At 70.7% G+C, this 23683-nt stretch carries 22 protein-coding genes; 14 read left to right on the forward strand and 8 right to left on the reverse strand.

Annotated elements, in window-relative coordinates; translation table 11 throughout:
- Positions 1-108 precede the first annotated feature (108 nt).
- The 4 genes from AB0C27_RS55575 to AB0C27_RS55590 all read left to right on the forward strand — a co-directional run bounded on the left by AB0C27_RS55575 (position 109) and on the right by AB0C27_RS55590 (position 2486).
- Complete coding sequence (locus AB0C27_RS55575; protein WP_357863363.1) at positions 109-645, forward strand: MFS transporter; 537 nt, start codon at positions 109-111, stop codon at positions 643-645.
- A gap of 19 nt (positions 646-664) precedes the next feature.
- Positions 665-1315, forward strand: coding sequence for a TetR/AcrR family transcriptional regulator (locus AB0C27_RS55580; protein WP_357863366.1), 651 nt, complete (start codon positions 665-667; stop codon positions 1313-1315).
- Positions 1316-1530: 215 nt separating this feature from the next.
- Complete coding sequence (locus AB0C27_RS55585; RefSeq protein WP_357863369.1) at positions 1531-2025, forward strand: recombinase family protein; 495 nt, start codon at positions 1531-1533, stop codon at positions 2023-2025.
- The gene (locus AB0C27_RS55590; RefSeq protein WP_357863371.1) at positions 1980-2486 is read left to right on the forward strand and encodes a site-specific integrase; all 507 of its coding nucleotides are present in this window, start codon (positions 1980-1982) and stop codon (positions 2484-2486) included. The genes AB0C27_RS55585 and AB0C27_RS55590 overlap by 46 nt, the downstream gene beginning before the upstream one ends.
- A gap of 399 nt (positions 2487-2885) precedes the next feature.
- On the opposite strand, the gene AB0C27_RS55595 is transcribed toward AB0C27_RS55590, so the two are convergent.
- Complete coding sequence (locus AB0C27_RS55595; RefSeq protein WP_357863373.1) at positions 2886-3251, reverse strand: pyridoxamine 5'-phosphate oxidase family protein; 366 nt, start codon at positions 3249-3251, stop codon at positions 2886-2888.
- Between the two features lie 384 nt (positions 3252-3635).
- Between AB0C27_RS55595 and AB0C27_RS55600 the strand changes: the two genes are divergently transcribed.
- Positions 3636-4166 (forward strand): hypothetical protein, encoded by a 531-nt coding sequence (locus AB0C27_RS55600; protein WP_357863376.1) that lies wholly within the window; start codon positions 3636-3638, stop codon positions 4164-4166.
- 210 nt (positions 4167-4376) lie between these two features.
- Complete coding sequence (locus tag AB0C27_RS55605; RefSeq protein ID WP_357863378.1) at positions 4377-5600, forward strand: MFS transporter; 1224 nt, start codon at positions 4377-4379, stop codon at positions 5598-5600.
- Between the two features lie 23 nt (positions 5601-5623).
- On the opposite strand, the gene narI is transcribed toward AB0C27_RS55605, so the two are convergent.
- The 6 genes from narI to pflB form a co-directional block, all read right to left on the reverse strand.
- Positions 5624-6337: a respiratory nitrate reductase subunit gamma gene (gene narI / locus AB0C27_RS55610; protein WP_357863381.1), complete on the reverse strand. Its 714-nt coding sequence runs from the start codon at positions 6335-6337 to the stop codon at positions 5624-5626.
- Complete coding sequence (narJ, locus tag AB0C27_RS55615) at positions 6334-6942, reverse strand: nitrate reductase molybdenum cofactor assembly chaperone (protein ID WP_357863383.1); 609 nt, start codon at positions 6940-6942, stop codon at positions 6334-6336. Before narJ ends, narI begins: the two co-directional genes overlap by 4 nt.
- The gene (gene narH, locus AB0C27_RS55620; RefSeq protein WP_357863386.1) at positions 6939-8576 is read right to left on the reverse strand and encodes a nitrate reductase subunit beta; all 1638 of its coding nucleotides are present in this window, start codon (positions 8574-8576) and stop codon (positions 6939-6941) included. The genes narJ and narH overlap by 4 nt, the downstream gene beginning before the upstream one ends.
- Positions 8576-12157: a nitrate reductase subunit alpha gene (locus AB0C27_RS55625; protein WP_357863420.1), complete on the reverse strand. Its 3582-nt coding sequence runs from the start codon at positions 12155-12157 to the stop codon at positions 8576-8578. The genes narH and AB0C27_RS55625 overlap by 1 nt, the downstream gene beginning before the upstream one ends.
- Before the next feature lie 182 nt (positions 12158-12339).
- Positions 12340-13065, reverse strand: a complete 726-nt coding sequence (gene pflA / locus AB0C27_RS55630; RefSeq protein WP_357863391.1) for a pyruvate formate-lyase-activating protein — start codon at positions 13063-13065, stop codon at positions 12340-12342.
- Positions 13062-15302, reverse strand: coding sequence for a formate C-acetyltransferase (gene pflB, locus AB0C27_RS55635; protein ID WP_357863393.1), 2241 nt, complete (start codon positions 15300-15302; stop codon positions 13062-13064). Before pflB ends, pflA begins: the two co-directional genes overlap by 4 nt.
- A 184-nt stretch (positions 15303-15486) precedes the next feature.
- On the opposite strand from pflB, the gene AB0C27_RS55640 reads away from it, so the two are divergent.
- The 6 genes from AB0C27_RS55640 to AB0C27_RS55665 all read left to right on the forward strand — a co-directional run bounded on the left by AB0C27_RS55640 (position 15487) and on the right by AB0C27_RS55665 (position 20839).
- The gene (locus AB0C27_RS55640) at positions 15487-16323 is read left to right on the forward strand and encodes a universal stress protein (RefSeq protein WP_357863396.1); all 837 of its coding nucleotides are present in this window, start codon (positions 15487-15489) and stop codon (positions 16321-16323) included.
- Positions 16320-16823, forward strand: a complete 504-nt coding sequence (locus AB0C27_RS55645) for a CBS domain-containing protein (RefSeq protein ID WP_357863399.1) — start codon at positions 16320-16322, stop codon at positions 16821-16823. The genes AB0C27_RS55640 and AB0C27_RS55645 overlap by 4 nt, the downstream gene beginning before the upstream one ends.
- 138 nt (positions 16824-16961) lie before the next feature.
- Complete coding sequence (locus AB0C27_RS55650) at positions 16962-18335, forward strand: cytochrome ubiquinol oxidase subunit I (RefSeq protein ID WP_357863402.1); 1374 nt, start codon at positions 16962-16964, stop codon at positions 18333-18335.
- Positions 18336-18349: 14 nt separating this feature from the next.
- Positions 18350-19327, forward strand: a complete 978-nt coding sequence (gene cydB, locus AB0C27_RS55655; protein ID WP_357863405.1) for a cytochrome d ubiquinol oxidase subunit II — start codon at positions 18350-18352, stop codon at positions 19325-19327.
- Positions 19328-19375: 48 nt separating this feature from the next.
- Positions 19376-19894, forward strand: a complete 519-nt coding sequence (locus AB0C27_RS55660) for a flavodoxin (RefSeq protein WP_357863408.1) — start codon at positions 19376-19378, stop codon at positions 19892-19894.
- A gap of 102 nt (positions 19895-19996) precedes the next feature.
- On the forward strand, positions 19997-20839 hold the full coding sequence (locus tag AB0C27_RS55665; protein ID WP_357863411.1) for a universal stress protein: 843 nt from the start codon (positions 19997-19999) through the stop codon (positions 20837-20839).
- Between the two features lie 83 nt (positions 20840-20922).
- Here AB0C27_RS55665 and AB0C27_RS55670 read toward each other — a convergent pair whose 3' ends face one another.
- The gene (locus tag AB0C27_RS55670) at positions 20923-21564 is read right to left on the reverse strand and encodes a response regulator transcription factor (protein ID WP_357863413.1); all 642 of its coding nucleotides are present in this window, start codon (positions 21562-21564) and stop codon (positions 20923-20925) included.
- Between the two features lie 205 nt (positions 21565-21769).
- On the opposite strand from AB0C27_RS55670, the gene AB0C27_RS55675 reads away from it, so the two are divergent.
- Positions 21770-22669 carry a sigma-70 family RNA polymerase sigma factor gene (locus AB0C27_RS55675; protein ID WP_357863416.1) on the forward strand — a complete coding sequence of 300 codons (900 nt, stop codon included), beginning with the start codon at positions 21770-21772 and terminating at the stop codon, positions 22667-22669.
- Positions 22670-22682: 13 nt separating this feature from the next.
- On the forward strand, positions 22683-23159 hold the full coding sequence (locus tag AB0C27_RS55680; protein WP_357863418.1) for a nitroreductase/quinone reductase family protein: 477 nt from the start codon (positions 22683-22685) through the stop codon (positions 23157-23159).
- Positions 23160-23683 lie beyond the last annotated feature (524 nt).

Consider the following 23683-nt stretch of genomic DNA (forward strand, 5'->3'; position numbering starts at 1 on the left):
CCAGCACAGCAGACCCCACCGACCGGCGGTAACGCTACAAATCCATACGATCACATAGCGACATCACAGGCATATGCTCGCGGAACGCACTCTCAATACCTCCAGCACGTGCTCGGGCTGAGCGCGCTGAGCACTGGGCTGCTCTTCCTCCCCGCCGCATTGGTCATCGGGCTCGGCACGCACCTGGGGGTGCGGATCGTCGGGCGATTCGGCGGACGGCCCGCTGCCGCAGCCGGCTTTCTCCTCGCCGCGATCGGCGCGCTGCTGCTGGCCCAGCTGCCCGCCGACGGCAACGCACTGGTCCATTTTCTGCCCGGCTTCGCCATCTCCGGGCTCGGCCTCGGCGCGACGTTCGTCACTGCGACCATCACCGTGATGGCGCACGTCGATCCGCACGACGCCGGTATGGTCTCCGCGCTGATCAACACCGGACACGAACTCGGCGCCACCCTGGGCATCGCGTTCGTATCCACCATCGCCGCCGCCAGCCTGGACACCATGCCCGTGGGCCCAGCATCAGTCACCGGATTCGGCGCGGCGTTCACCGCCGCCGCCGTAACAGCCGTGATCATGGCCACGGCCGCCGGGTGGCTGATACCAGCGGGCCGCCCGCCTGCCACCGACGGCCCCGTGTTCGCCCACTGACCATCTAGGCTGGGTCATCGTGGGAACCACGGACACGGGCCATCAACCAGACGGCGCCGGGGAGAAGCAGAGTGCGCCCCGGCGCCGCGCCGACGCCGAACGCAACATCACCGCCATCCTCGACGCCGCGCTCGTGTGCTTCACCGAGCAACCCCAGGCGAGCATGACGGCGATCGCCCGCACCGCCGGAGTCGGACGGGTCACCCTCTACGCCCACTTCCCCTCACGGGAAGTACTGCTGGAAGCCGTCCTCGACCACACCATCGCCCTGGCCAGCGCCGTCATCGACACCGCCGCCCCGAACGAGGGCCCCGCCGTCGACGCCCTCAGCAGGCTGCTGCACATCTCCTGGCACGTCCTCGACCGGCACCGCCGACTGTTCGAGATCGCCCAACGCGAACTCGACCCCGCCGTGCTGCGCCAGCACCACGACCAAGCCATGAGCCGTGTCGAGCAACTCCTCATCCGCGGTCAGCAGGAGGGAGCCTTCCGCACCGACCTCCCACTGAACTGGCTGGTCACCACCGTCTACAGCCTGCTGCACGCCGCCGCCGCCGACGTCAACACCGGACACCTCAAGCAGAACACTGCCGCCGACGTACTCGAAGCAACCTTGTTGCCCGCCTTGCGGCCTCCACAAGCGACAGTCCGTCGGCGTCGTAGAGGCTGAAGGACCAGGACCATCACACATTCACGGCCGTGCTGCGATCCATCGGCCACCATGGGTGCGGACACACCGCAGCAGAGTTCGCTCTACGTCCGCACCAGCACACGCTGTCCGTGCTGCCAACGCCTTCTCGACCGTACGGAGGCCCACCCCATACGACGGGCTTGAGTAGCAGCGGGGCAGCCATTGATAATCTTGTCGGTTAACGGTGTGCTGTCATGGATCTTGGCTATGGACGTGTCTCGACCCGCGACCAAAACCCCCACGCCCAGCGCGACCGACTGCAGGCCGCCGGATGCGACCGCACCTACATCGACACGATCAGCGGCACCCTGTCCAGCCGCCCCGCATTCGACAAGGCCCTCGACGCGCTGCGCGCCGGCGCCGGCCTGCGGGCGCTGGATCAAAACATCGACACCACACCGGAAGGCCGCCGGCCAAGCGCTCAGCGAGCTGTGGGGGCAAGCGCGCCGGCGACCTGGAACCGCAACCGCGCCGCTATCGTCTCCTGGCTGTCCTGGTACCGCCCCAAGAAGCACTGGGCCGCGCCGTCGGTCCCGGCCGACGCTGAGCGCCGCAAGGAGAGCGCCGACGAGACCCGCGCGGTCGGATCCACCGGCTTCTGTCGCGCCGTGACATCCCACTGCGTGAGCGGGCGCTGTGGCGGATGCTCTATGAAACGGCGGCCAGAGCGGCTGAGATCCTGGCACTGAACGTCGAGGACCTCGACCTGGAGCACCGCCGCAGCCCCGTCCGGTCCAAGGGCGGCGCGGTAGAGTGGGTGTACTGGGACAGCCTCACCGCCCACCTGCTGCCCCGCCTGCTCCGGCTCCCGGACGGCAGCTCACGCACGCACGGCCCGCTATTCCGGTCCGAACGCCGCCCCGTCCCCGCCCGCCGCCCGGCCGCCGCCGACATCTGCCCGCACACCGGCCGGGGCCGCCTCGGTTACGACCGCGTCCGGGTGCTGCTCGACACCTACGCCGGGCTCGACCTGCACCAGCTGCGCCACAGCGCCGCTACCCACCTCGGTGAAGCCGAAGTCCCGCTGCAGCTCATCATGGGCAAGACCCGGCACAAGAACCCCCGCACCGCCATGCGCTACGTCAAACCCGGCCCTGAGGCCATCGCCAAGGTCACCGAGCACCTCGCCCCGCCCCGCCGCCGACACTGAGGCCCAGTCACGAGGCCGGACCCCGGACGCCATCCCAGGCAGCTCAAACAAGGTGATCGCTCCCTCCGCCCTGGTGCTCGGTGATCACTATGGTGACCCCCACGACAAATACCGATCCAAGGATCACGACCTCAAACGATCCAAGTCACAGCCTGCGCGGGCCGTTCGTCCGATAGGCGAGGACCAACGGCCCTTTCCCGGCCGGGGGCACGTCACGAGAATGAAGGAAGACACCCGCCGAGGCGAGAGAATCCCATCCCCGCGGCGGCCCGACCGGCACCGGAGAGTGGCAGTCACGATGCTCCGGCCGCAGAAGGCGGCGACTCCGGGCCGGACGGGACCGTTCGATCACTCGGCGGGTGTCTTCATCTCCACACCCGATGCCGTCAGGGTGCGCGGTCAGAGGCCGTGGATGCGGCGGCCGGTGATCTGGTGGGGCGCGATGCGGATGCAGAGGTGCCGATCGCCGCCCGCCCAAGGGGTGACGTCGGCCCCGCTCACCGTGGCCGCGTCGTCGTCGGGCACGTGGTGGGCGGGGCCTTGGACGAGCACGCTCCAGCCCTCGCGCCGTGCCTCGTCGATTCGGTCGACCTGGAAGCCGATCTCGATCTCCACGCCCTCGACACCCGTGCGCAGGTCCTGGTCCATGGGGCCGCCGTGGGCGGTGCGGAAGACGATCGCGCCGTCGTGCACCTGATAGCGCTCATACCCTCCGCCCAGCAGAGCCTCCTCCGTGGTCTCCAGCGCCTTGGCCAGCCGGGTCACCGTGCCCCTGTCGGGGGCGCCAAGGTGGTCCTCCAGGGCTGAACGTATCCGGCCGACATGTCCGCACGATCGGCCACCTCCTCCAGCGTCAGGTTCAGCTTCGTACGGTGATGGGTGATACGACGCCCGAAATCGCCCGGATGAGTCATGAGTGTCTCCTCGACGGTGCGGACAGGGGTGACAGCTGATGCGAGCCGCCCCGTGCGAGGCTACCCAGCCACCCGCCCCGCCGGACGGGGGCCTTCTGTTCCTCAGCACGGGCCTCTGTGCGAGGACCAAGGTCCTTCCGCCTCGGGTCGTACGGCACTGAGCACCGGCCGCCGCGAACGGTGTGATGGAGGTGAGACAGGAACGTACGAGAAACCAGGAAAGGGGAGGCTCGCCATGGCCACCACCATCGACAAGCCCATGATGCACACCGGCGTGGACCAGGCGGAGCACAAGAACCCCGCCGACTACGCCTGGGCCGCCGCCCGGATCTCGATCGGCTGGATCTTCCTCTGGGCCTTCCTGGACAAGACCTTCGGCTGGGGCTTCGCCACCCCGGCGGTCAAGGCCTGGATCAACGGCGGCAGCCCGACCACCGGCTTCCTCAAGGGCACCGGCGAGAACGCCCTGGGCGGCTTCTTCTCGGCCCTGGCCGGACAGGCGTGGGTGGACTGGCTGTTCATGGCCGGTCTGGCCGGCGTCGGCCTGGCGCTCGTGCTCGGGATCGGCACCCGGATCGCGGCCGGCGCGGGCGGCGCGATGCTGCTGTTGATGTGGGCGGCCGAGCTGCCCCTGACCACCAACCCGTTCATGGACGACCACATCGTCTACGCCATCGTCCTCGTCGGCCTGGCCCTGGCCGGCGCCGGCCGCACGTTCGGACTGGGCAACCTGCCCGTCGTCCGCCGCACCCCGTGGCTCAGGTGACCGCCCCGGCCACCCGCCCGCCCTGCACCGCAGGGCGGGCTTTCGCCACTCAGAACGCGAGGAGGAAGACATGACCGTACGAATGGACGGATGCTTCGGGCCCTGGACACATGGATGGGGAGCCCGGACGCTGGTGATCGGTGCGGGTGCCAGGCAAGGGGCACGTGGTGGTGCCGGGCTGACGGAGCGATCGAGATGAGGTGGAGCTCGATGGCGGAGACCGGCGGGAACCTGACGGGAAAGACGGACGGCCGGGCCATGCTGATGCTGGCCCTGGCGACAGTCGGCTTCGCGGTGAACTTCTGGGCCTGGGCGCTGCTCAGCCCGCTGGGCCCGCGCTTCAAGGAGCTGCTCGGCCTGTCGGCGCCGCAGCAGGCGCTGCTGGTCGCGGTGCCGGTGGTCGTCGGCTCGCTCGGCCGGATCCCGGTGGGGGCGCTGACCGACCGGTACGGCGGCCGGGTGATGTTCCCGCTGGTGTCGGCCGTCACCATCGTGCCCGTCCTGTTCATCGGCGTGGCGGGGCAGACCTCGCTGGCCGCGCTGCTGACCGGCGGGTTCTTCCTGGGCGTCGCGGGCACCGCGTTCGCGGTCGGGGTGCCGTTCGTCAACGCGTGGTTCCCGCCGCACCGGCGCGGGCTGGCGGTGGGCATCTTCGGGGCGGGCATGGGTGGCACCGCCGTCAGCGCGCTGACCACGGTCGGACTGGTCGAGCGCGGCGGCGCGGCTCTCCCGTTCGTGATCACGGCGGTTGTGCTGGCCTTGTACGCGGTCGTCTCGTGGCTGGTGCTGCGGGACGCGCCCGGCCGGAGCGTGGCGGCGCAGCCGCTGCTCGCGCGGCTGGCGGCCACGGCGAGGTTACCGATCACGTGGCAGGCGTGCCTGCTGTACGCCGTCGCCTTCGGGGGATATGTCGCCTTCTCCGTCTACCTGCCGGCCTACCTGCAGACCGGGTACGGCCTGGAGCAGGCCGACGCCGCCTACCGGATGGCCGGGTTCGTGGTGCTGGCGGTGCTGATGCGGCCGCTGGGCGGATGGCTGTCGGACCGCATCGGTCCTGTGCGGGTGCTGGCCGGGGTGTTCGCCGTGGTCGCCGTCATGGCGGCGGTCCAGGCGCTGACGCCCGCGCTGATGCCGGTGGGCACGGTGGCGTTCCTGTCCATGGCGGCGGCGCTCGGCGCGGGCAGTGGCGCCACGTTCGCGCTCGTGGCCCAGGTCGCCCCGGCCGACAAGGTGGGGTCGGTGACGGGACTGGTCGGGGCGGCCGGTGGGCTGGGCGGGTTCGTGCCGCCGCTGGTCATGGGGTTCATCTACGGCCGGCTCGGCTCGTACGGGCTCGGCCTGGCCCTGCTCGCGGTCACCGCCGTGCTGGCGGTCGTGCTGACGCTGACCGCGGTGCGGGCCTTGACCGCCGCCCGGCGAGTGCCCGCCGGCTGAGTCGGCGGGAACGACAAGGCCGGTCAGCGGGACGGTTCCCAGCCGCGCTTCGCGGCGGGCCGGCCTTCGTCGCGGCTGCGGTAGACGATGTACGGCCGGGTGAGATACCCGACGGGCGCGGTGAGCATGTGCACCAGCCGGGTGAACGGCCAGATCGCGAACAGCACCAGCGCGCTCAGCGCGTGCAGCTGGAACAGCGGCGGCGCGCCCGCCATCAGCGCGGGTTCGGGCTGGAAGTAGAAGATCGACCGGAACCAGGGCGAGATGGTGGTGCGGTAGTCGTAGCCGCCGCCGGTGAGGTTGGCCAGGACGGTGGCGGCCAGGCCGAGGGCGATGGTGAGGCCGAGGACGGCGTACATCAGCTTGTCGTTGCGGGTGGTGGCGGTGAAGACGGGGCCGACGGTGCGCCGCCGGTAGATGAGGATGGCCAGGCCGGCCACGGTGGCGACGCCCGCGACGGTGCCGAGGACGACGGCGGACAGGTGGTAGAGCTCCTCGCTCACGCCGACGGCCTCGGTCCAGCTCTTGGGGATCACCAGGCCGCCGACGTGGCCGAGCGCCACGACCAGGATGCCGAAGTGGAACAGCGGACTGCCGACGCGCAGCAGCCGCGACTCGTACATCTGGGACGAGCGCGTGGTCCAGCCGAACTTGTCGTAGTGGTAACGCCACACGTGCCCGAGCACGAACACGGTCAGCGCCACGTACGGCAGCACGACCCACAGCAGGACGCTCATCGGCCCGCCTCCATCACCGCGTAGGGTTCCAGACCGACGGCTTCGGCGGGCGGCCCTTCGGCAGCCAGCCGCAGCGCCGCCTCCTGCTCGCGCGCCCCGGCCGGAGGCAGGGTGGTCAGCACGGCGGCGACCACGTCGGCGTACGGTGAGCGTTCCTCGCGCAGCGCGGCGTGCAGCATCTCCACTCCTGCCCGGTGTTCCAGCAGCAGCCGTCTGGCTTCGCGGACGGCGCCGCGCGCCGACAGCTCGCACACCACGGCCAGATGGTCGGGCAGCTCGCCGTCGGCGATCTCGAAGCCCGCGGCCTTCAGCGCGTGCTTGAAGCGCAGCAGGGCGGCGCCTCGCTTGCGAGTGTCGCCGTAGGCGTAGTAGGTGAGGTACGGGCAGCAGCGCCGCTTGAGGTCGAACGTGGCCACGTAGTGCGCCGCGAGCTCGGCGGGAGGCGTGGCGGCGACGTGGCCGAGGAAGGCCGACAGCGGTTCGCGCGCCGCGCCCGCCGGCAGCCCGTCCACCTCCTCGCGCAGCAGGCCGAGCCCGTCATGGAGCCGCTCGTCGGGGTAGCCCAGCAGCACGGAGGCCACCATGTGGACGGTTCGCACGCTCACTTCTTCCTCCTGGGGAACAGTCCGTCCGGGGTGCCCTTGCCGTCCCAGTTGAGCAGGTTGACCCGGCCGCGCAGTTCGTCGGCGTCGTCCAGGTTCTCGGCGGTCTGGCGTTCGCGCAGGGCGTGGAAGTTCTCCACCGCCACCGGGGCGGGCAATCCGGACGCTTCGCCGAACGGGCCGTTCATGCCGGGGCCGCCGTCGTAGTCGAGGCTGCAGCCGGTGGCCAGTTCCTCCAGCTGTTCGCCCTGCTCGGCGTGGGCCTTGGGGATGACGTACCGCTCGTCGTAGGGGGCCAGGGCCAGCAGCCGGTGCATGCCTTCGACCTGCTCGCCGCTCATGCCGGCGGCTGTGGCGATCGCCTCGTCCGGCTCCTGGCCGAGGTTGATGCGGCGCATGTACGAGCGCATCGCGGCCAGCCGGCGCAGCACCGACCGCACCGGCTCCGGGTCGCCGGCCGTGAACAGCTCGGCCAGGTAGCCGATGGGGATGCGCAGGGCGTCGATGGCGCCGAACAGGTTGCCCGCGTCCTCACCGTCGTGGCCGGTGCCGGCCAGCACGTCCACGACAGGTGACAGGGGCGGGATGTACCAGACCATGGGCATCGTCCGGTATTCCGGGTGCAGCGGCAGCGCCACACCGTACTCGAAGATCAGCCGGTGGATGGGGGAGCGGCGGGCCGCCTCCAGCCAGTCCTCGGGGATGCCGGCGGCGCGGGCGGCGGTGATCACTTCGGGGTCGTGCGGATCGAGCAGGACGCTCTTCTGCGCCTCGAACAGGTCCTTCTCGTCAGGAACGGAGGCGGCCTCGGTGACGCGGTCGGCGTCGTACAGGATGAGGCCGATGTAGCGCAGCCGTCCCACGCACGTCTCGGAGCAGACGGTGGGGATGCCGACCTCGACGCGCGGGTAGCAGAAGGTGCACTTCTCGGCCTTGCCGGTGCGGTGGTTGAAGTACACCTTCTTGTACGGGCAGCCGGTCACGCACATCCGCCAGCCCCGGCAGCGGTCCTGGTCCACCAGCACGATGCCGTCCTCCGAGCGCTTGTACAGCGCGCCCGACGGGCAGGAGGCCACGCAGGAGGGGTTGAGGCAGTGCTCGCAGATGCGCGGCAGGTAGAACATGAACGCCCGCTCGAAGTCCAGCTTCACCTGGTCCGAGAGCTTGCGCAGGACGGGGTCGGGGGAAGGGTCGCCGGCCAGGTTGTCGTCCCAGTTGGCGCTCCAGCTGATCTTGGTGGGCCGGCCGGTGATGAGCGAGCGGGGCCGCGCCACCGGGGTGTCGGCCTGCATCGGGGCGGAGAAGAGCTGGTCGTAGTCGTAGGTCCAGGGCTCGTAGTAGTCCTGGATGGAGGGCATGAGCGGGTTGGCGAAGATGGAGAAGAGCTTCTTGAGCCGGCCGCCGGCCTTCAGCTTCAGCCGGCCGCGCCGGTTGAGCTCCCAGCCGCCTTTCCACCGGTCCTGGTCCTGGTAGGTGCGGGGGTAGCCCTGGCCGGGGCGGGTCTCGACGTTGTTGAACCAGACGTACTCGGTGCCGGCGCGGTTGGTCCATGCCTGTTTGCAGGTGACTGAGCAGGTGTGGCAGCCGATGCACTTGTCCAGGTTCATCACCATGGCCAGTTGTGCCATCACGCGCATCAGTAGTCGACCTCCTGGCCGCGGCGGCGGATCACGGTGACCTCGTCGCGCTGGTTCCCGGTGGGCCCCAGGTAGTTGAAGGCGAAGCTCAGCTGGGCGTAGCCGCCGATCAGGTGGGTGGGCTTGACCAGCAGCCGGGTCAGCGAGTTGTGGATGCCGCCGCGCAGGCCGGAGGTCTCGCTCTTGGGCACGTCCACCACCCGTTCCTGGGCGTGGTACATGTACACCGTGCCCTCGGGCATGCGGTGCGAGACGATGGCGCGGGCCACCACGACACCGTTGCGGTTGACCGCCTCCACCCAGTCGTTGTCCGCGATCTCCGCCTTGGCGGCGTCGGCCGGGCTCATCCAGATGGTCGGGCCGCCGCGCGACAGGGTGAGCATGAGCAGGTTGTCCTGGTATTCGGAGTGGATGGACCACTTGGAGTGCGGGGTGAGATAGCGCACCGTGATGCCGTTCTCGCCGGACTCTCCTACGCCGGGCTCGCCGAACATCGCGGTCATGTTCAGTGGTGGCCGGTAGACCGGCAGCGCCTCGCCTGCCTCGTGGATCCAGTCGTGGTCGAGGTAGAAGTGCTGGCGGCCGGTGAGGGTGTGCCAGGGTTTGCGGTGCTCGACGTTGATCGTGAAGGCCGAGTAGCGGCGTCCGCCGCTCTCGCTGCCCGACCACTCCGGCGAGGTGATCACCGGCACCGGCCTGGCCTGGGTGTCGGCGAAGGTGATCTGCCTGTGCTCGTCGGCCAGGCCGTCGAACGACGTCCCGGTTCTCCGGCCCAGCGTGGCGAAGCCCTGTGCGGCCAGACGCCCGTTGGTGGTGCCCGACAGCGCCAGGATGGCCTCGCACAGGTCGCGGTCGCGGGCCAGGGACGGGCGGCCCTGGACGGTGCCGTTCATCCGGGCCAGCCGGTCGATCTCACCGGACACGTCGAACGTCAGGCCCTTGGTGGTGGCGCCGAGCCGCTCCAGCAGCGGGCCGAGCGCGGCCAGCTTCTCCGCCACCGCCCCGTAGTCGCGCTCCACGGCGACGATCTTGGGGAAGTCGCGGCCGGGCACGGGCGTGCGTCCCGCCGCGCGCCAGTCGTCCACCCGGCCGTGCGGGGTGGCCAGCTCGTCGGCGGTGTCGTGCAGCAGCGGCACCGCGACCAGGTCCGTACGTGTGCCGAGGTGCGTCCGCGCCAGCTCGCTGAACGCCTGGGCGATGGCGTGGAAGGCGGCGAAGTCGGTGCGGGTCTGCCAGGGCGGGTCGATCGCCGGGGTGAAGGCGTGCACGAACGGGTGCATGTCGGTGGAGGACAGATCGTGCTTCTCGTACCAGGTGGCGGCCGGCAGCACGATGTCGGAGAACAGCGTCGTGGAGGTCATCCGGAAGTCCAGCGACAGCAGCAGGTCCAGCTTCCCGCGTGGCGCCTCCTCCGGCCAGGCCACGTCGCGGGGGCGCTGCTCGGGCGCGGCCTCCTCGGCGCGCACCGCCGAGTCCGCGCCCAGCAGGTGCCGCAGGAAGTACTCGTTGCCCTTGGCCGAGGAGCCCAGCAGGTTCGCCCGCCACACCGTCAGCACGCGCGGCCAGTTCGACGGCGCGTCCGGGTCTTCGCAGGCGAAGCCGAGCCGCCCGGCGGCGACCTGCTCGGCCACGTACGGTCCCGGCTCGGCGCCCGCCTCGTCGGCCAGGTCGAGAGGGTTGCGGTCGAACGTCGGGTACGACGGCATCCAGCCCAGCCGGGCCGACTGCGACAGCAGGTCGGCGGTGGCCCGGCCGGTGAACGCGCCCTCGCCGAGCGGTGAGGAGACGACGTCGGCACTGTAGGTGTCGTAACGCCACTGGTCGGTGTGCAGGTACCAGTAGGCGGTGCCGATCATCTGCCGGGGCGGGCGCGACCAGTCCAGCCCGAAGGCGAGCTGAGCCCATCCGGTGATCGGCCGGCATTTCTCCTGGCCGACGTAGTGGGCCCAGCCGCCGCCGTTGACGCCCTGGCAGCCGGTCAGCGTGGTCAGCGCCAGCATCGCGCGGTAGATCGTGTCGGAGTGGAACCAGTGATTCGCCCCGGCCCCCATGATGATCATGGAGCGGCCGCCCGACTCCTCCGCGTTCGTGGCGAACTCCCGGGCGATCCGGGCCGCCGCCGCGGCCGGCACGCCGGTGATCGCCTCCTGCCAGGCCGGTGTGTACGGCTCGGCCACGTCGTCGTAGCCGGACGGCCACTGTCCCGGCAGTCCTTCGCGAGCCACCCCGTACTGGGCCAGCATCAGGTCGAACGCGGTGGTCACGAGGTGGCCGCCCACCCGCCGCACCGGCACGCCCCGCTGCAGGACACCGCCGCCGTGCCCGTCGAAGCGCGGCAGCGCCACCGGGACCGCCTCGCCCCCGAGGACGCTCAGCAGCGGGTCCACCTCGCCCAGGTCGAGGTTCCAGCGGCCCTGCCCCTGCTCGGAGTAGCGGAAGGCGAGCGAGCCGTTCGGCACGACCGGCTCGCCGGTCCGCGCGTCCAGCAGCACCGTGGCGAACGCGCCCTCCTGCCGATCGAGGTCCGCCGCCGTGAGGAACTTGTCCGGCACGTACGACCCGTCCCGCTCCCGCAGCCGCACCAGGAACGGCAGGTCCGTGAAGCGTTTGACGTAGTCGGTGAAACGAGGGGTGTCCCGGTCAGCGAAGAACTCCTTCAGCAGCACGTGACCCATCGCCATGGCCAGCGCGCCGTCCGTGCCCGGATGCGGGGCCAGCCACTCGTCCGCGAACTTGGCGGCGTCGTTGTAGTCGGGCGCGAGCACCACCACCTTCTGCCCGTGGTAGCGAGCCTCCGCCATGTAGTGGGCGTCAGGGGTGCGGGTGACCGGCACGTTCGAGCCCCACAACATCAGGTACGCCGCGTCCCACCAGTCGGCCGACTCCGGCACGTCCGTCTGGTCGCCGAACACCTGCGGCGAGGCCACCGGCAGGTCGGCGTACCAGTCGTAGAACGACAACATCGCGCCGCCGATCAGCGAGATGAACCGGGCGCCCACAGCGTGCGAGGCCATCGACATCGCCGGGATGGGGGAGAAGCCCGCCACCCGGTCGGGGCCGTAGGTCTTGATGGTGTGCACGTGGGCCGCCGCGATGATCTCGCACGCCTCGTCCCAGGTGACGCGCACCAGGCCGCCCTTGCCCCGGGCGGACTGGTACCGTTCCCGTTTGCCCGGGGTCGTGGTGATCTCCGCCCACGCCTCGACCGGGTCGCCCAGTCGCGCCTTGGCCTCGCGGTACATCTCGACCAGCACACCGCGCGCGTAGGGGTAGCGGACCCGGGTGGGGGAGTAGGTGTACCACGAGAAGGCGGCGCCGCGCGGGCAGCCGCGCGGCTCGTACTCCGGCCGGTCACCGCCGACGCTCGGGTAGTCGGTCTGCTGCGCCTCCCAGGTGATGATCCCGTCCTTGACGTAGACCTTCCATGAGCACGACCCCGTGCAGTTCACCCCGTGCGTGGAGCGCACCACCTTGTCATGGCTCCACCGATCCCGATAGAAGGCGTCCGACTGCCGGCCGCCCACCTGGTACAACGTCCTGAGATCCGGCGAAACCGTTCCCGGCCGCAGATGCCGGCCCATTCTGATCAGCGCGTCGCTGACCGGTCCGTCCATGCCCGCCATATCACTCGTCCCTGTCGTAACAACTCCGACATGTCCGATACGGGCTCTGTCTTAGCCCAATACCGTGCGGAGAAACTCGGTACGGCCGGTTCGGCCGGAAATGTGCAGTGAGAAGAACCCCTGGCCTCCTTCAGTCGTGATCAGATGCTGGCGACGCCGTGAGCGTGGAACTGGCCGTGCACGCGGTCCATCAGCGCTTGGTCGGGTGGTGCGACGCCGGCGAGCGGGAAGCGCAGGCCGAGCCGCTCGTACTTGCCGGCGGCCATGCGATGGAAGGGCAGCACGTCCACCCGTTTCACGTTGCCGAGCCCGGCCACGAAGCGGGCCAGGGCGTCCACGTTGTCCGGCGCGTCCGTCAGCCCGGGGACCAGCACGAACCGCACCCATGTGGGCCGGCCCAGCTCGGCGAGCCGCCGGGCGAAGCGCAGGGTGGGTCCGACGGGGCCGCCGGTGACACGCCGGTAGGTGGCCGGGTCGTAGGACTTGATGTCGAGCAGGACCAGGTCGGTGTCGGCGAGCAGGGCGTCGGTGGCGCGGACGCCGAGCAGGCCCGAGGTGTCCAGGGCGGTGTGCAGGCCGCTTTCGTGGCAGCGGCGCAGCACCTCGGCGGTGAAGCGGGGCTGCAGCAGCGGTTCGCCGCCGCTGACGGTCACCCCGCCGCCGGCGACGGAGATGAAGCGCCGGTACTTGCCGATCTCGTCCATGATCTCGTCGGTGGTGACCTGGCGGCCGTCGCGCATTCGCCAGGTCTCCGGGTTCTGGCAGTACCGGCAGCGCAGCGGGCAGCCCGCGGTGAACAGCACGAACCGGGTGCCAGGGCCGTCCACTCCGACCGACAGGTCCCACGAGCTGACCGCCCCGTTCATGTCGAGCCGTGGAAGGTGCGGCTGACGACGTCGCGCTGCTGGTCGGGGGTGAGGCGGACGAAGTTGACCGCGTAGCCGGAGACGCGGACGGTCAGCTGCGGGTAACGGTCGGGGTGCTCCATGGCGTCCAGCAGCACCGCGCGGGTGAGCACGTTGACGTTCATGTGGAAGCCACCGGCGTCGAAGTAGCCGTCGAGCACCCCGACCAGGTTCGCGATGCGCTCGCCGGAGGAGCGGCCGAGGCCATCGGGGGTGACGGTGTTGGTCAGGGAGATGCCGTCGAGGGCCTGGTCGTAGGGGAGCTTGGCGACCGAAAGGGCGGAGGCGATCATGCCGTGGCGGTCGCGGCCGTTGCTCGGGTTGGCGCCGGGGGCGAACGGTTCGCCGGTGCGGCGGCCGTCGGGGGTGTTGCCGGTGTGCTTGCCGTACACCACGTTCGAGGTGATCGTCAGGACGGACTGGGTGTGCTCGGCGCCCCGGTACGCGCGGTGTTCGCGGATCTTGCTCATGAACGAGCGCACCAGCTCGACGGCGATGGCGTCGGCGCGGTCGTCGTTGTTGCCGTAGACCGGGAAGTCGCCCTCGACCGCGTAGTCCACGGCCAGCCCCGTCTCGTCGCGGACGACCTTGACCCGGGCGTGCTTGACGGCGGACAGGCTGTCGGCGGTGACGGACAGTCCGGCGATGCCGCACGCGAGCGTGCGCTTGACCGGGTGGTCGTGCAGGGCCATCTCCAGGCGCTCGTAGGCGTACTTGTCGTGCATGTAGTGGATGATGTTGAGCGCGTTGACGTAGGTGCGGGCCAGCCAGTCCATCATCCGGTCCAGCGCCTTGGCGACCTCCTCGTAGTCGAGCACGTCACCGGTGATCGGCGGGTACGCGGGCCCCACCTGGGCGCCGGTGAGCTCGTCGCGGCCGCCGTTGATCGCGTACAGGAGCGTCTTGGCCAGGTTGACGCGGGCGCCGAAGAACTGCATCTGCCGGCCGACCGGGGCGGCGGAGACGCAGCAGGCGATGGCGGTGTCGTCGCCGGTGCGCGGGCGCATCAGCGCGTCGCTCTCGTACTGGATCGCGCTGGTCTCGATCGACAGGGCCGCGCAGAACCGTTTGAACGGCTCGGGCAGCCGCGGGGACCAGAACACGGTCAGGTTCGGCTCAGGCGCGGGGCCGAGGTCGCGCAGCGTCTGCAGGTAGCGGAAGCTCGTCCGGGTCACCAACGGGCGGCCGTCCTGCCCGATGCCGCCGATCGACTCGGTCACCCAGGTGGGGTCGCCGGAGAAGAGCTCGTCGTACTCGGGGGTGCGCAGGAAGCGGACGATGCGCAGCTTGATCACGAAGTCGTCGACGAGCTCCTGCGCCCGCTCCTCGGTGATGCGGCCTTCGGCGAGGTCGCGTTCCAGGTAGACGTCCAGGAACGTGGAGGTGCGGCCCAGGGACATGGCCGCGCCGTTCTGCTCCTTGACGGCGGCCAGGTAGGCGAAGTACAGCCACTGGATCGCCTCGTGCGCGGTGGCGGCCGGCCGCGAGATGTCGTGGCCGTAGGAGGCGGCCATCACCTTCAGCTCGTCCAGCGCCCGGAGCTGCTCCGACAGCTCCTCCCGGTCTCTGATGACCGCGTCGGAGGCGTCGGCGTCGTCCAGGGAGCGTAGCTCGGCCCGCTTGGCCTCGATCAGCCGGTCCACGCCGTAGAGGGAGACGCGGCGATAGTCGCCGATGATGCGACCGCGGCCGTAGGCGTCCGGCAGCCCGGTGATGACGCCGGAACGGCGGGCGGCCAAGATCTCGGGGGTGTAGGCGTCGAACACGCCGTCGTTGTGGGTCTTGCGGTACTTGGTGAAGATCTCCTTGACCGCCGGGTCGAGCCGGTGACCGTACGCGGCCAGGCTCTTCTCCACCAGGCGCAGCCCGCCCACGGGCATGATGGCCCGCTTGAGCGGCGCGTCGGTCTGCAACCCGGCGATCAGCTCGCGGTCCCGGTCGATGTAGCCGGGCGCGTGCGCGGTGATGGACGACGGCGTCTTCGCGTCCACATCGTAGACGCCGCGCCGCCTCTCCTCCGGGAACAGCGCGCTCACCTTTCCCCACACGGCCAGGGTCCGCTCGGTGGGACCGGACAGGAAGCCCTCGTCACCGGCGTAGGGCGTGTAGTTGTCCTGGATGAAGGCGCGGACGTCCACCCTGCTCCGCCAGGCCGTCCCGTGAAAGCCGCGCCACGCCTCTGACCCGGTCGCCGTCATGGCTCTCCCCTTCGCGTCGAATGCCCGCTCTCACCCTCCTGGATCCGAGCGGCGGCCACCGCGGTCGAAAGGCACTGGCGAAAAGGACCAAAGGCACTACTTCCTGGGCCTTTCTCCCACGGCGCCCCTCCGCCGCCCAGGTCGAAGCTGAAAGTGCGAGTTCCGTACGCCGAGGAGATGAACGATGACCAGTCAGATCGTGGCCGGTGTGGACGGCTCCGCCCCGGCCGCCGCAGCGGTGGAATGGGCGGCCGCCGACGCCGATCGGCGCGGGCTGGACCTGCGGCTCGTGCACGTGTGCGAGCAGTGGCCGCACAGCGAGGGCGTCGAGTACTGCGCGGGAACGCTGGAAGCCGCCGCCGACCGGGCACGCGGCCTGGCCGGCCGCGCCAAGGTGACGACCGACCTGCGAGCGGGGAACGTCATCGACGAGCTGATCGGCGCGTCCGCGACGGCCGACAGCGTGGTGCTGGGCAGCCGAGGGCTCGGCGGATTCACTGGGATGGTGCTCGGCTCGGTCAGTATCGCGGTGGCCGGGCACGCCTCGGGACCGGTCGTCGTCGTCCGCGCACCACAGGCGGAGCACAACCGCGTCGTCGTCGGCTACGACGGCTCCGAGCACGCGCGGGCGGCCATGGAGTACGCGATCGAACAGGCCAGAAGCCGCCGGGCCGAGCTGCACGTGGTCACCGCCTGGCAGCTGCCGTCCTTGTCCCCGTACGCCGTCGCCTACAGCGGCCTGATCGACCGGATCATGAAGGAGGAGCCGCAGGCGGCACGCGAGCTGGTCGAGCCCTGGCGCACGAGCAACCCGGGCCTGGTCATCACTGACGAGCAACCCTGCGAACACCCGGTGGCAGCCCTGACCAGAGCCGCCGGCACCGCCGACCTGGTCGTGGTCGGCTCGCGCGGGCTCGGTGGCTTCGCCTCGGCCCTGCTCGGCTCGGTCAGCCACGCCGTGCTGCATCACGCGACCTGCCCGGTCGCCGTGGTCCGCCCGGCCCGCGAGGAGGAGTCATGACCGCCGAAACGCGGACGGCCGGGCAGGTGATGAGCCGCGTCCTGGTCGCCGTCAAGCCGGAGGAGTCGCCGCTCATGGCGTGGGAGCTGATGCGCCGGGCCGGCGTGCACCACCTGCCGGTGGTCGACGGGCGGCGCGTGCTGGGCGTCCTGACCCGCGAGGAACTGGCCGCGTCCTGGTCCGGCGGTCCGCAGGAGCAGTCCACCCGTCAGGTGGGCGACCTGCTGCGCCGGGCTCGTACCGCGCGGGTGCGGCCGGAGACGCCGCTGCCCCAGGTGGCGGCCGTCATGCTCGACGCCGGCGTGGACGCCGTGCCGGTCGTCTCCGTCGATGGGCTGGTCGGCCTGATCACCGCCCGGGACGTGCTGGCCGCGGTCGCGGGCCGCCTCAGCTCGGCCCGGGGGACCGGCGAGGTGCTGACCGGCATGTTCCACCTGGAACCCGTCCTGCCGGCGATCGGCGAACCGGACTCGCCCGCACGAAGCTGGCGGGAGGCGTGACATGGGTGGCGCACGGCAACACCAAGCGGATCGCCGCAGCGGTGGGCGGAGTGGTGAGCAGGGGTCAGGACCAAAGTCCCTCCGGGCCGGGTCGCACGGCCCTGGGGAGCGACCCGGACCAGGAGCAGCCTGACTGGCATGGACGTTCTGGATCTCTCCCGCTGGCAGTTCGGTGTCACCACCGTCTACCACTTCCTGTTCGTGCCGCTCACCATCGGCCTGTCGATCATCGTGGCCGGCCTGCAGACCGCCTGGCACCGGACGAAGAAGCCGGAGTACCTGCGGCTGACCCGGTTCTGGGGCCGGCTCTTCCTGATCAACTTCGCCATGGGCGTGGTGACCGGCATCGTGCAGGAGTTTCAGTTCGGGATGAACTGGAGTGACTACAGCCGCTTTGTTGGAGACGTGTTCGGAGCGCCGCTGGCCATGGAAGGGCTCATGGCGTTCTTCCTGGAGTCCACCTTCCTCGGCCTGTGGATCTTCGGCTGGGACAGACTGCCGCCCCGGGTGCATCTCGCCACGATCTGGGTGGCCGCCATCGGCACCAACATCTCGGCCTACTTCATCCTCGCGGCCAACTCCTGGATGCAGCACCCGGTCGGCTACCGGATCAGCGACGGCCGCGCCGAGCTGACCGACATCTGGGCCGTGCTCACCAACTCCACCACCCTGGTCACCTTCCCGCACGTCATCTTCGGCGCCTTCCTGACCGCCGCGGCCTTCGTGCTCGGCGTCAGCGCCTGGTTCCTGCTGAAAAAGCGGGACACGCCGCTCTTCCGCACCTCGGCGCGGCTGGCACTGGTCGTCGCGCTCGTCTCGGCCGTGGGCGTGTCGTTCTCCGGCCACTGGCAGGCGCAGATCATGACCGAGCAGCAGCCGATGAAGATGGCCGCCGCCGAAGCCCTGTGGGAGGACGAGAGCTCCGCCGGCTTCTCCCTGTTCGCCGTCGGCGACGTCGAGAACGGCCGCAACCACGTCAACCTGCAGATCCCGTACGGCCTGAGCCTGCTGGCCACCAACACCGTGGACGGCAGGGTCGAGGGCATCAACGACATCCAGGCCCGCTACCAGGCGCTGTACGGCCCGGGCGACTACCGGCCGGTCGTGGGCCTGGCGTACTGGTCGTTCCGCCTGATGATCGGCTTCGGCGCGCTGTCGGCGCTGCTCGCCGCGGCCGGGCTCTGGCTGACCAGGCGGGGCAGGCTTCCCGCAGGGCGGTGGGTGTACCGGCTGGCCATCGCCGGGATCGGCCTGCCCTTCCTGGCCAACACCCTGGGCTGGATCTTCACCGAGATGGGCCGGCAGCCGTGGACGGTCTTCGGCCTCATGCGCACCGCCGCCGCGGTCTCGCCGACCGCGGACGTCGCCTCGGTGGCCATCACGCTGGTGGGCTTCACCCTGGTGTACGCCGTGCTGGCGGTCATCGAGGTACGCCTGCTGGTCAAGTTCATCCGCATCGGGCCGCACGAGCAGGCCGAGCCGGAAGCCCCCGTCCCCGCCCTGAGCTACTAGAAGGACACGTCGTCATGGAACTGACCACCGTCTGGTTCGTCCTCATCGCCGTGTTGTGGACCGGATACTTCCTGCTGGAAGGGTTCGACTTCGGCGTCGGCATCCTGCTGCCGTTCCTCAGCCGGGACGAGGCCGACCGGCGCGTCATCGTCGCCTCGATCGGCCCGGTGTGGGACGGCAACGAGGTGTGGCTGCTGGTGGCCGGCGGGGCGACGTTCGCCGCGTTCCCCGAGTGGTACGCCACTCTGTTCAGCGGCTTCTACCTGCCGCTGTTCCTCATCCTGCTGGCGTTGATCGCCCGCGGCGTGGCCCTGGAGTACCGGAGCAAGTCCGACCGCACGCGCGGTTGGGACCGGGCCTTCTTCTGGGGATCCCTCGGCCCCGCCTTCCTGTGGGGGGTGGCGTTCGCCAACATCGTGCGCGGCGTGCCGCTGGACGCCGACCACGAGTACACCGGCACCCTCTTCACTCTGCTCAACCCGTTCGCGCTGCTCGGCGGCCTGGCCACGCTGCTGCTGTTCACCCTGCACGGCGCGGTCTTCCTCGCCCTGCGCACCACGGGCGAGCTGCGCCTGGGCGCCGCGCGGATGGCCAAGAGCCTCTTCCCGGCGGCGCTCGTGGTGGTGATGGCGTTCCTGCTGACCGCCGGCGGCTCGCGGCCGGCCTGGTGGGCGGCGGTGGCGCTGGTCGCGCTCGGCCTGCTCGGCGCGCTCGTCGCGACGCTGCGCGGCCGTGACGGCTGGGCCTTCACCGCGAGCGCGGTGGCCGTGGTCGCGCTGGTGGCGGCCCTGTTCATCGGGCTGTTCCCGAACGTGCTGCCCGCGCTCGACCCGGCCAACAGCCTGACCGTGACGAACGCCGCCTCCTCGCCGTACACGCTCACGGTGATGACCTGGGTGGCGGGCATCTTCACGCCCGTGGTGCTGGCCTACCAGGCGTGGACGTACTGGATCTTCCGCCGTCGCCTCACCGGAGCGCCCGCAAGGGGATGACGTCGGACCTGTTGTTCCTCGACAAGACAACCCGATGGGAGGCGCGTGATGGACGCGCTGGTCGTGTACGAATCGATGTTCGGCAACACCGAGGAGATCGCCAAGGCGGTCGCGGAAGGGCTCTCCACCCGCCTGCGCACGGAGGTGGCCGAGGCCGGCCGCGCACCCGGAGCGGTGGGGGCGGAGGTCGGGCTGCTGGTGGTCGGCGGGCCGACGCACGCCTTCGCCATGAGCAGGGCCTCCACCCGCCGCTCGGCCGCCCAGCAGGCCACCAGGCCGCTGGTCTCGGCCGGGAACGGCGTGCGCGAATGGCTGGCCACGCTCCGTACCTCCTCGGCCGGGCTCCGCTCGGCCGCCTTCGACACCCGTGTCGCCAAGCCGCGCATGCCGGGTTCGGCCGCTCGCGGCATCGCCAGGCGCCTGCGCCGCCTCGGCGTCAGGGTCGTGGCGCCGGCGCAGAGCTTCTACGTCACCGGGACGGAAGGGCCGCTGGTGGAGGGGGAACTGGAGCGGGCCAGGAAGTGGGGCGAGAGCCTGGCGGCGTCGTTCCCCGTGACGACGGCCTGACTCGGGGTCCGGCAGGGACTTTCGTCCCCGGCGGCGGCGACCTCCGGCCCTGCACCACGACCGGGTGGACGCGGTCTGATGAGAGTGTCGAAGGAGGCAATCATGATCATCGTAGGAGTCGACGGTTCTGTGGCATCGCGGGCCGCGGTGGAGTGGGCGGCGGGCGACGCCGTACGCAGGGGCGTGCCGCTGCGCGTCGTGCACGTCACCGACACCACGTGGTACCTGGTCGGCAAGCGCCCCGAGGCGGTCCTGCCGGCCACGGTGCACCAGGAGGGATGGCGGGTGCTGCGGGAGGCGGAGGCTCTGGTGCGTGAGCGTCACCCGGCCGCCGAGGTCACCACGTGCGAGCTGGAGGGCCCGCCCGCCGAGGTGCTGCGCGAGCAGGCCGAGGGCGCGGCCGAGCTGGTCGTGGGCAGCCGCGGGCTGGGCGGGTTCGCCGGCGCGCTGCTGGGCTCGGTGAGCTCGCACGTGGCCGGGCACGTCGCCTGCCCGGTCGTGGTCGTGCGGGGCGAGAACCTGCCGGTGCACGGCGAGGTCGTGGTGGGTGTGGACGACTCGCCGGAGTGCGAGCCCGCCCTGGCCTACGCCTTCGAGCAGGCGGAGCTGCGCGGCGCGACGCTGCGGGTCGTGCACGCGTGGCAGTCGCCGGCGCACGACTTCGTCCCGTCGACCGCCTACGACGTGAACGAGATGCGTGCCATGGGGCAGCAGGCCGTTCACGACCGGGTGAAGGCCGCCGGTCAGGACCACCCGCGGGTGACGGTCGTCGAGGACATCCAGTCCGCGCATCCGGTGGACGCGCTGATGGTGGCCGCCGAGCTGGCGGATCTGCTGGTCGTGGGCTCACACGGGCGCGGCGCGCTCGGGTCGGCGCTGCTCGGCTCGGTCAGCCGGGGCGTCCTGCACCACACCTCGTGCCCGGTGGCCGTGGTCCGTTCGTGAGGTGCGCACCCCGCACCGACGTGCCGTGCCTCTTCAGCCGCCCGGCCGCCGACCTGAGGGCCGGCATCCGGGCGGCACCTGTATCAGTCCTTCCGATCGGCTTGCAACCGTGCGGCCAGGGCCGCCGCCTGGGTACGGCGCTGCATGTTCAGCTTGGCCAGCAGGTTGGAGACGTAGTTCTTGACCGTCTTCTCGGCCAGGAACATGCGCTCGCCGATCTGCCGGTTCGTCAGCCCCTCGCCGATGAGGTCGAGGATGTGGCGTTCCTGCTCGGTCAGCGCCGCGAGCGGATCTTTCCTGGCGGCCTGGTCGCGCAGGCGGTGCAGCATGGCGGCGGTGGTCTGGGGGTCGAGCAGCGACTGCCCGGAGGCGACCGTGCGGACCGCGCCGACCAGGTCGGAGCCGTGGATCTGCTTGAGCACGTAGCCGGATGCCCCCGCCATGACCGCGTCGAACAGGGCGTCGTCGTCGGCGAAGGACGTCAGCATCAGGCACGCCAGCCCCGGCACCCGGGAGCGCACCTCGCGGCACACGTCCACTCCGTTGCCGTCCGGCAGCCGTACGTCCAGCACCGCCACGTCTGGCGCGAGCGCGGGAATGCGGGCGACGGCGGACTCGGCCGTCCCGGCCTCGCCGATCACCTCGATGTCGTCCTCGGAGTCCAGCAGGGCGGCGACACCACGACGGACGACCTCGTGGTCGTCGAGGAGGAAGACACGAATCATGCGTCGCACGCTACCGAAGCGACGGTGACGCCGGAAGGACGAAAGTCCCAGAACCGGACCGGCGAAGGTCCACCAGTGTGAGGCCCTACGACGCTGGGCGGGCCGCGATCTCCCGTGTGTCCTGGAAGGGCTACAGAGGAGGAAGCATGATTTTCGTTGGTGTGCGCCGCGCACTCAGCCCGCTCGCCGTCCTGGGGAGGACCAGATGAACCCCGGCGCGGACCTGGTGCGCGGCTATCTGGTCCGTATCGGCCGTACGCCGTTGCTGACCGCCGCCGAGGAGGTTTCGCTCGGCGAACGGATGGCAGCGGCCGCCCGCGCCGCCCGTCTCATCCGGCAGGGTGATCCGACGCCAGGGTTGCGGGACAACGTCGCGGCGGGCCGGGCCGCTCGCCGGCACCTGATCGAGGCGAACCTGCGGCTGGTGGTGTCGATCGCCAAACGGTACGCGCACCGCGGCATGTCACTGGCCGACGTGATCCAGGACGGCAACCTCGGGCTCATCGAGGCCGTCGAGCGCTTCGACCACACTCGGGGCAACCGGTTCTCCACGGTCGCCACCTGGTGGATCCGCAAGGCGATCCAGCGCGGCCTGGAACACGCGCCCACCGTACGGCTGCCCATCGCCGTGCAGGACGAGCTCGTCGAGGTCGCCCGAGCGCGGGCACGGGAGCTGCACCGGCTGGGACGCGTCCCGACCGAGCGGGAACTGGCCGAGGAACTGGGGCGGAAACCCGCGAGGCTCGCCTTCCTGCGGCAACTGCCAGGCCCCTGTGCCAGCCTCGACGCCGAGGCGGGCGAGGGACGGCACCGTCACACCCTCGGCGACCTGGTAGAGGACGACCGGAACCCGGCCACCGAGGAACTGGCCGAGCAGCGGGCGTTGAAGGTGGTGCTCGATCGCCTCGTGGACGGGCTCGCACCACGCAATGCGCTGATCATGCGGCTGAGGTTCGGCATGGACGGGCACGATCCGCACACGCCCCGGCAGATCGCCGAGAAGCTGGGGCTGACTCCCCAGTGGGTTCGCCAGATCGAGAAGGAATCGCTCACCAGGCTGCGCGGCCACGGAAGATCGTATGGCCTGCGCGCTTGGTCGAGCTAGAGAGGGAGAGATCATGAACATCGACACCCGCCCCTCGGCCCGCTGGCTCCGGTGGTTGTATCGCGGAGGCCGGCCCGGCCGCCTGGCACGCGCCATGAACCGGTTCTCGGCTGTGCTGCACGCGAGCGGCCTGGTGCCCCGTTGGGTGACCTTGGACGTCCCCGGACGTCGTACGGGCCGGATCATCTCCTTCCCCCTGGTGCTCGCCGACCACGGAGGAGAGCGGTACCTGGTGGCGATGCTGGGCTCGCGTACCAACTGGGTGCTGAATCTGCGCGCGGCCGGTGGCCGGGCGGTGCTGCGGCACGGCCGGCGCAGGAGCGTCCGGCTCATCGAGGTCGAGCCCGCCGAACGCGCCCCGATCCTGCGCCGCTACCTGGCCCTCGCGCCGGGCGCGCGCCCGCACATCCCGGTGGAGCGGCACGCGCCGCTGGAGGACTTCGAGTCGATCGCGCCCCGGTTTCCGGTCTTCCGCATCACGGCCCCCTAAAAAAGCCTTCGGTCCTGCCCGGCGGCCGATGGGATCGCGGCCCTCGGCGTGGTGACCGCCGTCACTGGAGGTGCCAGGCGAGGGGAACCTCCAGGACGTCGTTCTCGCTCCAGGTGAGCGTCTCCTGGACGTCCACGACCCCCTCCGTCCGGGGGTCGAGCGAACGGCCGCGTCCGCGTCACCGCGCTTGAGCGTGTGCCCGGACAGAGTGACGATGCCGTCGTGCACCTCGACGAGGATGCCGTCGCGGTCGTTCCAGCGCGCGTGCGGCGAGATGCCCTCTCCGTTCCCATCGCACTGCTGTCCGCGTCGTCGTAGGGGCCGAAGCCCTTGGCCGGGCGTACTTCGGAGGGACCGAAGGTCCCTAACGGGCGCGGCAGGTGTGATCGTTCGCGCTAGGCAGCAGATCATCTGAATGCGAGACTGCTCGCGTGGAAGCTGAGCACAATCCGCTGATGCCGCAGATGCGGCTGGACGAGCTGCTGGCGGAGCTGCAGGTCCGGCTGACCGCCGTGCTGGCCACC

It is taken from the genome of Nonomuraea sp. NPDC048882 (assembly GCF_040649755.1).
GTDB classification, from domain to species: domain Bacteria; phylum Actinomycetota; class Actinomycetes; order Streptosporangiales; family Streptosporangiaceae; genus Nonomuraea; species Nonomuraea maheshkhaliensis.